Source organism: Agrobacterium larrymoorei (assembly GCF_005145045.1).
Classification (GTDB): domain Bacteria; phylum Pseudomonadota; class Alphaproteobacteria; order Rhizobiales; family Rhizobiaceae; genus Agrobacterium; species Agrobacterium larrymoorei.
Genome location: NZ_CP039691.1, coordinates 98,459 through 111,266 on the forward strand (window position 1 = coordinate 98,459; position 12,808 = coordinate 111,266).

Here is a 12,808-nt window from a genome sequence, read left to right on the forward strand (position 1 = left end):
CCGAAAAGCCCGCGATAGCGCTTTTTGCAGCGATAGAACAGCTTCCATTTGAGCGCGAAACCCTCTATAGCGCGGGGCATGAGCACCAATTCGACCCGCACGCCACTCGACCATATCCGCAACTTCTCCATCGTCGCCCATATCGACCATGGCAAATCGACCCTTGCCGACCGGTTGATCCAGTCGACGGGCGGGCTTGCCGAGCGCGATATGTCGGAACAGGTTCTCGACTCGATGGATATCGAGCGTGAGCGCGGGATCACCATCAAGGCACAGACAGTGCGCCTGCATTACAAGGCGAATGACGGCGAGACCTACGTCCTGAACCTCATCGACACACCCGGCCACGTCGATTTTGCCTATGAAGTCTCGCGTTCGCTGTCGGCCTGCGAGGGCTCGCTGTTGGTGGTCGATGCCTCTCAGGGCGTGGAAGCGCAGACGCTTGCCAACGTCTATCAGGCCATCGACAACAATCACGAACTGGTCACCGTTCTCAACAAGATCGACCTGCCGGCTGCTGAACCGGACCGTATCAAGGAACAGATCGAGGAAGTCATCGGCATCGATGCATCGCAGGCGGTGCTGATTTCGGCCAAGACCGGTCTTGGCATTCCCGATGTGCTGGAAGCAATCGTGCAGCAGCTGCCAGCACCCAAGAGCGAGCTTGGCGAAAAGGGTCCGCTTAAGGCGCTGCTGGTGGATAGCTGGTACGACACCTATCTCGGCGTCATGGTTCTTGTGCGCGTTCTCGATGGCGTACTGAGCAAGGGCCAGACCATCCGCATGATGGGCACGGACGCCAAATATCAGGTGGAACGCGTCGGCGTCTTGACGCCAAAAATGGTGGCTGTCGATAGCCTCGGTCCGGGCGAAATCGGATTCATCACCGGTTCGATCAAGGAAGTGGCCGATACCCGCGTGGGTGATACCATAACCGAAGACAAGCGCCCGACCGCCAATGCGCTGCCGGGCTTCAAGCCTGCGCAGCCGGTGGTGTTCTGCGGTCTCTTCCCCGTCGATGCGGCAGATTTCGAAGATTTGCGCGCGGCCATGGGCAAGCTTCGCCTCAACGATGCGTCCTTCTCCTTCGAAATGGAATCGTCTGCGGCTCTCGGCTTTGGTTTCCGCTGCGGCTTCCTGGGCCTGTTGCACCTGGAAATCATTCAGGAGCGTCTTGAGCGCGAGTTCGATCTGGATCTCATCGCGACCGCGCCTTCGGTGGTTTATCAGCTGACAATGACGGATGGCTCCGAGCGTGAGCTTCACAATCCGGCTGACATGCCGGATGTCGTGAAGATTGCGGAAATCCGCGAACCATGGATCAAGGCAACCATCCTGACGCCGGATGATTATCTCGGCGGTATTTTGAAGCTTTGCCAGGATCGTCGCGGCGTCCAGACAGAACTGACCTATGTCGGCAAGCGCGCCATGATCACCTATGAGCTGCCGCTCAACGAAGTCGTGTTCGATTTCTACGACCGTCTGAAGTCTATCTCGAAAGGCTATGCCTCCTTCGATTACCATCTGGATGGTTATCGCGAAGGCAATCTCGTGAAGATGTCGATCATGGTCAACGGCGAGCCAGTGGATGCTCTCTCCATGCTCGTACATCGGATGGCTGCCGAAAAGCGCGGCCGCGACATGTGCGAAAAGCTGAAAGACCTCATTCCGCGCCACATGTTCAAGATTCCGATCCAGGCTGCAATCGGCTCGAACGTGATTGCCCGTGAAACGATCTCTGCCATGCGCAAGGATGTGACCGCCAAGTGCTATGGCGGCGACGCCAGCCGCAAGCGCAAACTTCTGGACAAGCAGAAGGAAGGCAAGAAGCGCATGCGCCAGTTCGGCAAGGTGGACATTCCTCAGGAAGCGTTCATCGCAGCGCTCAAGATGAAAGATGAGTAAGCTTTTCCTCCGGGCGCAATGCGTATAGGATATGCGCATTGCTTTTGGAGATTGCCATGCCATCGACAGCCAGAAAAGCCGCTAATCTTTCTCTCGATGGTGCTCTTGTCGAGCAGGCCAAAGAGTTGAAAATCAATATTTCCCGTGCAGCCGAAGAAGGCATCAGCCACGCCATCAAGGCGGAGCGTGAGCGCTTATGGCGACTTGAGAATGCTGAGGCTATTCGGCAATCGAACGAATATGTCGAAAAGCATGGTTTGCCACTTGCCCAATATCGCACCTTCTGATGACGCGATTTGATGTGCATCGCCTGAAGTCGGGCGCGCTTGTCGTGGACCTTCAATCGTCCATTATCGATGGATTAGAAACACGCGTCGTAGCGCCACTTTTACGTCTCGAAGAGTTTCCCAGACCCGTCGCACGCCTCAATCCCGTATTTGATCTCGATGGCATACGATATGTCATGGTCACCCATATGCTTGGTGCAATCTCTTCCAGAGACATACAAGCTACCGTTTCGAACTTTGCGGTCCACAACGACGCCATCATCGCAGCAACTGATTTCCTCTTCCAGGGATTCTGATCAAAAGAAAAACCGCCTGCCCCGAGGCAAGCGGTTTCCATAACAATAACAACGAACCGATTACGGCTGTGTGGACGTACCGTTAGGCGAAGCCGGGGCAGCGTTATTTGCTGGTGGCGTAGCCGGGGCGGTTGGCGTCATCGGTGCCGGTGCTGGAGCCTGATCGCTTGCGGCTGGCGGCGTCGTGGACGATGTTGTCGTCGGGTCGGTGGTGGATGGGCTGCTCATCTGCATCCAGATGAAACCACCTACCAGCAGCACGACGATGATTGCGGCCCATGGAGCCCAACCGGCGGATTTGCGGGAGGCTTCGGGGGTAGTACGCAGTTCAGGGCGATCCGGACGAAGATTCGGGTCGCGGGGCAGGTTTGGATCAAAAGTCATGTCATTTTCTCCTCTTCCTATGCGGAGAAAATGCACATCTGCGTGAATTGTTCCGAATATGATAAATCGCCGTTTCGCTACTTGCGGGAGGCGGCGATTGCTTGCCGGAGAATCTCAACGAATTTGGAATGATCGCACTGGGACACGTTGAAGCGCATGAAGCCGGATGCAGCTTCCGACTGGCTAAAGACATTGCCCGGTGCAAGCACCATGTTTTCATTAAGCGCGTGACGCGCAACAGTGGCGGCATCGACGACATGCGGCAGCCTGCACCAGAGAAAGATGCCGGATCGCGGCTCGATCCATGGCTGGATATCAAGCGTCTTCAGTATCGGGATCAATTCGGCCCGCGCCTTTGAGAGCCGAACTTTAAGTGCTTCCATGTGCCTCCGGTAGCTGCCATCCTTCAGAACTTCCAGCACCAGAGCCTCGGAGAGCTGGCTTGCCGCGAAATTGGCGGCAATCTTCATATCGACCAGCGGCTCCATCCACTCCTTGCGGGCGGCGATGTAGCCGCATCTGGCAGAGGCGGAGAGCGTTTTCGAGAAACTTCCGATCTGGACGACACGGTTCAGGCCATCGAAAGCGGCCAGTCGCGGCGCTTTGGTGATTTCGAAATCCGCGAAAATATCGTCTTCGATAATCGTCAGCCCGGCGCGCTCCGCCAGCATCAATATGCGGTGAGCGTTGACGGGTGAGAGGACGGCGCCCGTCGGGTTATGAATGGCCGAATTCGTGATGTAGAGCCGGGCCCCATGCTCTTCCAGAGCCCTTTCGAAGAGCGCGACATCGGGCCCATCCGCCGTGTACTGAACGCCGACGACCTTGACGCGGTGCGCCCGCAGCAATGCGTGGAAATTGAAATAGCAGGGATCATCCACCAGCACCGTCTGGCCCGGCTCCAGAAGAAAACGGCAGATAAGGTCGATAGCCTGCGTTCCGGAATCGACCAGCAAAAGCTGATCGGCTCCGACCGCAAGCCCATTCTCCGCCATCCTTCTGGCAAGCAATTGCCTGAGCGGCAGCAGGCCGAGCGGCGTGCCGTAATCCGTCAGGATGTTGGTTTGCATACGCGATAAATTGCGCAGCGCCTTTCTGAGCGCCTCCTCCGGCATCCATGATGGCGGAAGCCAGCCGCAACCGGGCTTGGCGATATCCTCTCTCGGATCGAGCGCTAAACGCGAAACCCAGAAGGGGTCGACCGCCCTGTCGAGCCTTGGACCGATGTCCGCCAGCGACAGGGGTGCGAGAGCGCTGGCCACATAGAAGCCGGAGCCCGGGCGCGATCGTATCGCGCCCTCTGCAACCAGCCGCTCATAGGCTTCGACCACGGTCGAGGTCGAGACGGCTAAAATCTTTGCAAGCGCCCGAACCGAGGGAAGCTTCGCCCCCGGCGTCAATGTGCGGGAAGAGATACGCCGCCGAATTTCCGTCATGACGGCATCTATTCGGGGAGACAAGCTTTCGGTACTGCTTCGAGTGACATCCATCTGTTCTGCTCAAGAAACCATAACAGTTTTGCAAAACTGTATGCCACTGTTTCTGGTAGCGCCAGCCTTTTCAAGCCATAAAAATTTTGAAATGGAGTGCATGGCATGAACAGATTATCGAGCGGCTGGCTGAGCGGCTTTATCGGCGTTTTGATTTTCAGCGGATCGCTTCCCGCGACCCGACTGGCGGTGACGGGCTTCGATCCGGTTTTCCTGACACTGGCCCGCGCCAGCATTGCGGGACTACTGGGTTTTTCGCTGCTGCTTATCTTTCGTCAGAAAAGACCGGCGGGGCGTGACCTGTTTTCGCTCGTCATCGTGTCACTGGGAGTCGTCGTCGGCTTTCCGCTGCTGACTGCGCTGGCGTTGAAGCATATCACGTCCGCTCACTCCACCGTCTTCATCGGGTTGCTGCCGCTGGCGACAGCCATCTTCGCGGTCCTTCGCGGCGGTGAGCGGCCTCGGGCGGCGTTCTGGCTTTTCTCCTGCATCGGCAGCGCGCTGGTCGCCGGTTTTGCGATCAGCCTCAACGGTCAGGGTAATCTCGAAGGTGATTTGTTGATGCTGGCGGCAATCGCTGCTTGCGGGCTGGGTTATGCGGAAGGTGCCGCACTTTCGCGCAGGCTTGGCGGATGGCAGGTAATTTCCTGGGCGCTGGTCATTTCCCTGCCGATCATGCTTCCGCTGGCCTTCCTCACCATGCCTTCTACATGGAGTGGAATCGCGACACAGGCCTGGGGCGGACTTTTCTATGTCTCGCTCTTCAGCATGCTGATCGGCTTTATCTTCTGGTATCGAGGTCTGGCGCTTGGCGGCATCGCGGCAGTGGGTCAGTTGCAACTATTGCAGCCATTCTTCGGGCTGCTGCTCGCAGCGACCCTGCTTGGCGAGACCGTCAGCATTGCCATGCTGGCGGTCACGCTTGGCGTCGTTGCCTGCGTGGCAGGTGCCAAGAAGTTTGCGAAGTAAGCCTCCGGCCTTAAGCCTCAACCATTACCGCCACGCCCGACCCAACGATGCCAGGCCTCTTCGCTGCCGTTGAAGACGTTGAGATCGATCTTGCCTTCCACGCCGTGGGAGAGGCCCGAGCCGGAATATTGCCAGAACAACCACTTACGGTCTGGATAAACCTTGGATGGATGCTGCGCGACGGCGCGCAGCCAGAAGGGATAATCACGCAGCTCACCGGCAAGGTGATCCTTGTAGAAATCCGGCGCGGTATAGATGATCGGGCGCTGGCCGTAATGGCGTTCCAGCTTGTCCATGAAGACCTGCATCTTCTCCAGCACCTGCGCGCGGGAAAGCCGGAATCGGCAGCTGGATTCGCCGTTATATTCCACATCGATAACCGGAGGCAGGGCGTCCGGGTCTTTCGGCACGTTGCGGATGAACCAGTCTGCCTGATGGCTCGCAGGGCGGCACCAGTAGAAGAAATGATAGGCGCCACGGCGAACGCCAGCGGCCTTGGCTCGTGCCCAGTTGGTCCTGAACATGGGGTCCAGATGGTCGCCGCCATCTGTCGCCTTGATGAAGGCGAAGTTCGCGCCACGCGATCTTAAGCGCTCCCAATCGATATTGGCCTGCCAGCGGGAAACATCGACACCGTGAACTTCAAAATGCCGCGGTTGAATTCTGCCGAAATTGATCGGCTTTGCATCGGAGAAAGCCGAGCGAAAAATTCTCGAACGTGCGGACGAACCAGCGCTGATGGCCGCGCTGCCCGCCATGGCAACCTGCACCGGTCGATCCTGCGGGAGATCGATGCGGGCTTGCGGAGCAACGGGCGCGACCGGCTGCGGCACTGGAATATTCTGTCCCCCAACCTGCTTATCGACAGCGGCAAATGCCGGAGAACCTCCCGGCATAGGGCCGCCCCAGGCGAGAACTTCCTGATGCGGCTCTGCACGCAAGGGAGCTTTGACCTGACCTTGACCGACGCTTGCCTGTGGAACAGGCGCAGACGGCGTGACGGAATTCGTCACTTCCTTTGAAGGCACGCCCGCCATCAGGCTCTCAGGCCCGGAACTGGACGTACAGCCCGTAATGGATAGGCAGGCGAGAACTAAAGCTGGCACTGTCGATCGACGCATGAGAACCCGTACGCAAAACAAAACCGGCGGCGAAAAATCCGCAACCCCGGTGACCAAAAGGTATGACTAACGGAAGATTATCAAAAAAGACTGAATCCAATCTTTACGCCAAGCGGCAACGAGCCGGATGAAGGCAAGCTTCACCGGCAGTTGATTTTGCGTGATTGGCAGAATTGTGCAGCGGCAGGCGCGGCGCTGATGGGTCGGCTCTCAATTACCCATAAGAATGTCGAAAAGCGTCGTCTGTTTCGGCCCGTTTTGACGCTGCGGTGAACCGCCGCCGACATCCGCAGGCGGAACCGGGCCACCATATTGCTGTTGCGGATAGGCTTGGCTCGGGTATTCGGAAGGCGGCGCAGGTACGGTGCCTGCTGTCTGTTCGCGGCCCACCGGTGCTGCGGGATATTCAGGTGGCGTGGGTGCCGAGCCGCCCCCAAGCGCATGCGATATGATGTCGCCGATTGTTGAAGGCGGTGCGGCAGGTGTTTGTGCCATGGGCTGGCCGATATCCGGTGCGCCGTAGGTTCCAAGGCCGAAGAGTGGCGAAGGTGACAGGCCGCTATGGGCTGCCGTCATGAATTCCTTCCATGCCTTGGCAGGCAGGCCACCGCCGGTGACCTTCTTCATCGACGTGCCATCATCATTGCCGAACCAGACCCCGGTCGTCAGCTGGCTGGTGTAACCGACGAAGAGAGCATCGCGGAAGGATTGCGTGGTCCCGGATTTGCCCGCCGCCTGCCAGCCCTTGAGGCGTGCAGCCTTGCCGGTACCTTCATTGATGACGCCGGTCAGCATGCCATTCATCGTTGCGGCAATGCCCTCATCCAGCACGCGGGGCGGATCGTCATATTTGTTTTCGTACAGAACCTTGCCATCGCTATCGGTTATCCGCTTGACGATGTGCGGCGTGGCCTTGAAGCCGCCATTCATCATCGGCGCATAAGCGGATGTCAGCTCCAGCAGCGAGACTTCCGAGGTGCCGAGCGCAATGGAGGCATTGGCCTGAAGATCGGATTCGATCCCCATGCGATGGGCGACCTGCGTTACCCGGTTCGGGCCGACTTCCATGACCAGCTGCGCTGCAATGGTGTTGAGCGAATTGGCCAGAGCCGTCGCGAGCGTTACCTCGCCGCGATATTTCTGGTCGTAATTTTCAGGCGTCCAGTTGCCGATCTTCACCGGCGCGTCGTTGCGAACCGAATTCGGCGTCAGGCCGGATTCCAGCGCGGCGATATAGACGAAGGGCTTGAAAGCAGATCCGGGCTGGCGCTTGGCCTTGGTGGCGCGGTTGAACTGGCTTTCGGCATAATCCGCACCGCCGACAACTGCGCGCACGGCACCGCTTCCATCGATGGAAACGAGAGCGGCCTGCGACGCGCCAAGCTTCTTGCCTTCACCCTTCAGCACATCGCCCAGGGATTTTTCCGCATCCTTTTCAAGGCTGAGATCGATTGTCGTATCGACCGTCAGATCCTGCTTGATATCGCCGATCAGGCCACGAACCTCGTCTAGCACCATGTCCGCTGCATAATGCTCGGCACCCGACCAGAAGCGTTTAGCTTTGGTAGGCGGCTGGGACATGGCGGTCTTGATTTCGCTTTCAGAGATGAAGCCGACATCCTGCATGGATTGCAGCACCACCTGCGCACGCTCTTCCGCGGCCTGTGGATCACGCGCGGGAGAGAGGCGGGACGGTGCCTTCAACAGGCCCGCCAGCATTGCCGCTTCGCCAAGATTGACGTCTCGCGCCGACTTGTTGAAATAACGCCTCGCTGCGGCCTCGACACCATAAGCATTCGAACCGAAATAAACGCGGTTCAGATACATCGCGAGAATCTGGTCCTTGGTGTATTTCTGCTCCAGCCAGATGGCGAGCAGCGCTTCCTGTATTTTTCTTTCGAATGTCTGCTCGGGCGAGAGGAAAAGGTTCTTTGCCAGCTGCTGGGTCAGCGTGGAGCCGCCCTGCACCGTTCGTCCATGCATGAGGTTGGTGACGATGGCGCGGCCAAGACCCAGCGGATCCACCCCGAAATGCGAATAGAAACGACGGTCTTCAATCGCGATGACGGCCTGCGGAATATAGGGCGACATATCTTCGAGAGACAGCGCCTCCCCGCCGGTCGTTCCACGGTTGGCAAGCACCGTTCCATCAACAGCGACGATTTTCAGATTTGGTGGTCTTTCGGGGATCGTCCATGTGCTGGCGCTCGGCATGCGCGCGCCGTAATAGACGACGACGCCTGCAACGGCGATGCCGCCCCAGATGCCCAGCACGATGCACCAGTAGATGCAGGAGCGGATAAAGCCTGTGAACCCGCCGCTGCTTTCACGGGATTGCCTCTTTGGCGCGGATGTTTTGCTGCGGCGTTTTTTCGTCGGCGCGTCGGATGGTCCGGATTTTTTGCCGCCGCCATTGGTCCCAGCCACGCGGTCGCTCGCATCCAGACGCAGATCGTCACCGGAATCGTGGAAATCCCCAAAAGAAGGTTCAACTCTCTGGCGTGATTTTCCACTACCTGCCATCTGTCGGAAACTGCTCCATGATAATGACGCCGCTGCGGACGCTTCGTGATTTCAGGTTCATCCCGATGAAGCTTAAATGCGGCGATTTAAGGTGGCGTTAAGGGCGCTTGCGCTTCACATTGTCGACACTGGAGCGTCACTTGGGCGTGCCTGCGGCGCCGCGACCGATCACTGGCATTCACTGGCAAACATCGACCCATTCGGCATGTGTCAGTTGCACCAGACGCTCCGGCGAGATGTGCACGGCCGCATTGATGGCGCCCGCAGCCGGAACCACTTCGGCATATTGCTTAAGCGATACATCGCAATAGATAGGCAAGGGAGACGGCAGGCCAAAGGGGCATACGCCGCCGATGGGATGGCTCGTAACCTCTACGACTTCTTCGGCACCCAACATGCGCGGCTTTGCCGAAAAGCGGTCCCTGAATTTGCGATTATCCAACCGCTTCATACCCGTCGCGACCACAAGGATAATGGTGTCGCCCGCCTTGAGGCAGATTGTCTTGGCAATCTGGTCGGGATCGACGCCATGGGCCTCAGCAGCCAATGCGACGGTGGCGGAGCTTTCCTCTGTCTCCAGCACCTTGATGTCTGGAGCATGGTTGGCGAAGAATTCTTGGACGGAAACGAGGCTCATGCGCAATCTTTAGGCGTCGAATGTTCTGGAAGCAAGTGGCAACGGCCTAGCTATGCGTAATTTGCAATGCTGCGCTGCAATGATAGGTCTGTTTTCGGACGGGAACTATTGTATCCTACAGGCATCGAAGCGACGCACTCCTCCTCCCAGCGTCGCCCGATTGGACTGGCAACACTCCTCCTCCCAGTTGTCAGTCAGTTTTAAGAACCCGGCGCACCTCCTCCCGCGCCGGGTTTTTTATTGCCGTCATGTGACGCAATCATCTGACTTTCATAGAAATTATCGCCTACGAAATTTGTCGGTCTGCGTTTGATCGCGTAAACTTGACTTCTTGATCGTTGCACCCTACTTCTCTTGCCATCGATATTTGTTTGACGACCAGAGCTTCGGCGTCCCTTAAAAGACGCACACGACGATCTTTCTTTCCTTCAAATTCGACCAAACCGCGCTGATTCTCAGCGCAAACGTAATTTGCCAACGGAAGGAAATCGTTATGGCGACTGGTACTGTAAAGTGGTTCAACGCAACCAAGGGCTACGGCTTCATTCAGCCGGATGACGGCGCACAGGACGTATTCGTTCACATCTCTGCAGTTGAGCGTGCAGGCATGAGCGGTCTCAAGGACGGTCAGAAGATCTCCTACGAACTCGTTCAGGACCGTCGTTCTGGCAAGATGTCTGCTGACAGCATCGTAGCTGCATAACGCAACTGCTGGCCTGGCCAGCAGTCATCATTCGAAAGGCCGGGACTTCGTCTCGGCCTTTTTCGTTTTTAGGTCTTTTCAGTTTAATTGATGATCGGCCTTGTAAAAGACATGATGCACACCAATATAGGGTTCCTCAGTGTTTCGGCAGTTCCCGATGAGGCTTTAGATGAGCCGCCGCATTGCTCTTCCCGTTAATGAAAAATTAACCAAGGTGCGCAATGATGAAAGGGAAGACATGAGCGACAGCGAAAAGTTGGCGCCGTGCTGAGACACAAACCGTTTTAGCGCTTTGACCACGGATGTACTGGCACTGAAAGCTTAAACGGAATGAAAGGTCGGGCTTGCCCGGCCTTTTTGTTTTTCAGGCTCCGAATTGGAGCAGGTGCCGCCCGACAGGCGGCACCACTCGATTTCACTTTCCGCTCAGCGCAGCCAGAATCCGTACCCAGGAGCGCGTGCCCTTGTGGAAGGATTGAAGCTCGTATTTTTCGTTTGGCGAGTGAATGCGGTCATCCGTCAGACCGAAGCCGATCATGAGCGAATCCATGCCCAGCAACTTCTGGAAGTCGCCCACGATCGGGATCGAGCCACCCATGCCGATAACGACGGCAGGCTTTTCCCATTCATCGGAAAGGGCGGACTTGGCTTTGGTCAGCGCGGGAGAATCATAAGACAGTTGGATAGCGGGAGACGCACCATGCTCGTGGAATTCAACCGAGCAGTCAGCCGGGATCTTCGAGCGCACATAGGCGCGGAAACTTTCGCGGATGGCTGCCGGGTCCTGCTGGCCGACCAGACGGAAGGAAACCTTCGCTGAAGCCTTGGCAGCAATGACAGTCTTGAAGCCATCGCCCGTATAGCCGCCGACGATGCCATTCACTTCGGCGGTTGGGCGAGCCCAGGTCAGCTCGAGAACGGAACGGCCTTTCTCACCGGCTGGAATGGAGAGCCCGACTTCGCCGAGGAAGGATTCCGCCGAGCGACCGAGATTTTCCCAAGATGCCTTGATATTGGCGGGCGTTTCCTCGACACCGTCGTAGAAGCCGGGAAGAGTGACGCGGCCCGTTTCATCATGCAGACCGGCAAGAATGCCGGTTAGAATATGGATCGGATTTGCGGCAGCGCCGCCGAAAAGGCCGGAATGCAGATCGCGATCAGCGGCGGTGATGACGATTTCTTCGCCCACCAGCCCGCGAAGAGCGGCGGCAATGGCGGGTGTCTGCTTGTCCCACATGCTGGTATCGCAGACCAGCGCGTAGTCGGCCTTCAGCTCATCCGCATTGGCATCGAGGAATGGCTTGAGGGACGGCGAACCGGATTCCTCTTCGCCTTCGAACAGGATGGTGACGCGGATGGGCAGCGAGCCACTGACCTGCTTATAGGCGCGGCACGCTTCCACGAAGGTCATCAACTGACCCTTGTCATCCGAGGTGCCACGACCGGTGATGACCTGTCGTCCCTCGCCAATGTCCTTCAGGCCCGCGTCGAAGGGATCGTTTTCCCAAAGCTCGATAGGATCGACAGGCTGAACATCATAATGGCCGTAAAACAGCACATGCGGCGCATCAGCCGCTGCACCATCATGATGCGCAACCACCATGGGATGACCGGCGGTATCGCGAATGGAGGCATCGAAGCCGATGCCGGTCAGGTCACGCACCAGCCACTCGGCTGCCTTGCGGCACTCGGCCTTATAGGCCGGGTCCGTCGAGATGGATTTGATGCGGACGAGTTCGAACAATCTTTCGAGGCTGGAAGGAAGATTGTCGTCAACCGCCGAAAGAACGGGGGAAATATCTGTCATTGCGCGATCCTGTCATAACTGGAGAGTTGCGCGCCATATGGACGCACTGGAACGCTCCAACTGTTTGAACCTCCGCATCGCGCTATCCGAAAATCGTGTGCGGTTTTCGCGCCGATGCGTTAGATCGGCGGAAGATAGAGCAAACCCACCGCGGTTTCGAGCCGGAAAACTCACTTTTCGGATTTTGCTGCGTCGATTGCCCGGCCCATATATTCCAGCAGCAACTGACGCTCGAACTTCAACAGACCTTGCAGGATCGTATCATCCGTTGCCCTCGATGCGGCGATTGCCTGTTGCTCGAGGCTCAAGCCTTTTTCCGTGAGCTTGATCACCTGCGCGCGGCGATCATTCGGGTGAGGCTTGCGCTCGATGAGGCCGTCCCGTTCCATGCGGGATAAGGTATTGGCGAGGGTGGCCTGCTCGATATCGACCCTGTCGAGAAGCTGGCGTTGCGTCAAGCCGTCTTCATTCCAGAGTTCCAGCAGAACGGGGAACTGGCCCGGTGAAAAGCCGAGAGCGGCGGCGCGCTTGTGCAGCGCTCTCGAAAAGGTCTTGGCAAGTTGTGCCGCGAGATAGGTCGCCGAATCATGTCGTGAAAATCGCATCGGGCGCATCGTCCGGATCAATTACATACCATGCGATATAGAAGGGAATGCTTTCGCGAAACATGCGTCATCCACAAAAAG

General features: G+C 57.5%; 12 protein-coding genes. 5 read left to right on the plus strand and 7 right to left on the minus strand.

What is annotated here, in order from left to right; genetic code table 11:
• The first annotated feature begins 78 nt into the window (after window positions 1-78).
• The 3 genes from lepA to CFBP5473_RS00500 are packed head-to-tail and all read left to right on the plus strand — an operon-like array spanning window position 79 to window position 2,488.
• A complete protein-coding gene (gene lepA, locus CFBP5473_RS00490) occupies window positions 79-1,905 on the plus strand; it encodes a translation elongation factor 4 (protein WP_027674575.1) in 1,827 nt (608 codons plus the stop codon).
• A gap of 56 nt (window positions 1,906-1,961) precedes the next feature.
• Complete coding sequence (locus CFBP5473_RS00495) at window positions 1,962-2,192, plus strand: type II toxin-antitoxin system CcdA family antitoxin (RefSeq protein WP_027674576.1); 231 nt, start codon at window positions 1,962-1,964, stop codon at window positions 2,190-2,192.
• The gene (locus tag CFBP5473_RS00500; protein WP_027674577.1) at window positions 2,192-2,488 is read left to right on the plus strand and encodes a CcdB family protein; all 297 of its coding nucleotides are present in this window, start codon (window positions 2,192-2,194) and stop codon (window positions 2,486-2,488) included. The genes CFBP5473_RS00495 and CFBP5473_RS00500 overlap by 1 nt, the downstream gene beginning before the upstream one ends.
• Before the next feature lie 60 nt (window positions 2,489-2,548).
• Here the strand turns inward: CFBP5473_RS00500 and CFBP5473_RS00505 are convergent, their stop codons facing one another.
• Complete coding sequence (locus CFBP5473_RS00505; RefSeq protein ID WP_084631533.1) at window positions 2,549-2,872, minus strand: hypothetical protein; 324 nt, start codon at window positions 2,870-2,872, stop codon at window positions 2,549-2,551.
• A gap of 77 nt (window positions 2,873-2,949) precedes the next feature.
• Window positions 2,950-4,308, minus strand: a complete 1,359-nt coding sequence (locus tag CFBP5473_RS00510; RefSeq protein WP_106389349.1) for an aminotransferase-like domain-containing protein — start codon at window positions 4,306-4,308, stop codon at window positions 2,950-2,952.
• Between the two features lie 159 nt (window positions 4,309-4,467).
• Between CFBP5473_RS00510 and CFBP5473_RS00515 the strand changes: the two genes are divergently transcribed.
• Window positions 4,468-5,331: a DMT family transporter gene (locus CFBP5473_RS00515; protein WP_027674579.1), complete on the plus strand. Its 864-nt coding sequence runs from the start codon at window positions 4,468-4,470 to the stop codon at window positions 5,329-5,331.
• 17 nt (window positions 5,332-5,348) lie between these two features.
• On the opposite strand, the gene CFBP5473_RS00520 is transcribed toward CFBP5473_RS00515, so the two are convergent.
• The 3 genes from CFBP5473_RS00520 to CFBP5473_RS00530 form a co-directional block, all read right to left on the minus strand.
• Window positions 5,349-6,452: a glycoside hydrolase family 25 protein gene (locus CFBP5473_RS00520; RefSeq protein ID WP_027674580.1), complete on the minus strand. Its 1,104-nt coding sequence runs from the start codon at window positions 6,450-6,452 to the stop codon at window positions 5,349-5,351.
• Window positions 6,453-6,662: 210 nt separating this feature from the next.
• Complete coding sequence (locus CFBP5473_RS00525; protein WP_027674581.1) at window positions 6,663-8,975, minus strand: transglycosylase domain-containing protein; 2,313 nt, start codon at window positions 8,973-8,975, stop codon at window positions 6,663-6,665.
• A 178-nt stretch (window positions 8,976-9,153) separates the two neighbouring features.
• Window positions 9,154-9,612, minus strand: a complete 459-nt coding sequence (locus CFBP5473_RS00530) for a YbaK/EbsC family protein (protein ID WP_027674582.1) — start codon at window positions 9,610-9,612, stop codon at window positions 9,154-9,156.
• 493 nt (window positions 9,613-10,105) lie between these two features.
• Here CFBP5473_RS00530 and CFBP5473_RS00535 point away from each other — a divergent pair, with 493 nt between their 5' ends.
• A complete protein-coding gene (locus tag CFBP5473_RS00535; RefSeq protein ID WP_027674583.1) occupies window positions 10,106-10,315 on the plus strand; it encodes a cold-shock protein in 210 nt (69 codons plus the stop codon).
• A 415-nt stretch (window positions 10,316-10,730) separates the two neighbouring features.
• On the opposite strand, the gene CFBP5473_RS00540 is transcribed toward CFBP5473_RS00535, so the two are convergent.
• Together CFBP5473_RS00540 and CFBP5473_RS00545 are read right to left on the minus strand one after the other, a co-directional pair.
• Entirely contained in the window at window positions 10,731-12,122 is a 1,392-nt protein-coding gene (locus tag CFBP5473_RS00540) for a M20/M25/M40 family metallo-hydrolase (protein ID WP_027674584.1), read from the minus strand.
• Between the two features lie 170 nt (window positions 12,123-12,292).
• Window positions 12,293-12,727, minus strand: a complete 435-nt coding sequence (locus CFBP5473_RS00545) for a MarR family winged helix-turn-helix transcriptional regulator (RefSeq protein ID WP_027674585.1) — start codon at window positions 12,725-12,727, stop codon at window positions 12,293-12,295.
• Window positions 12,728-12,808 lie beyond the last annotated feature (81 nt).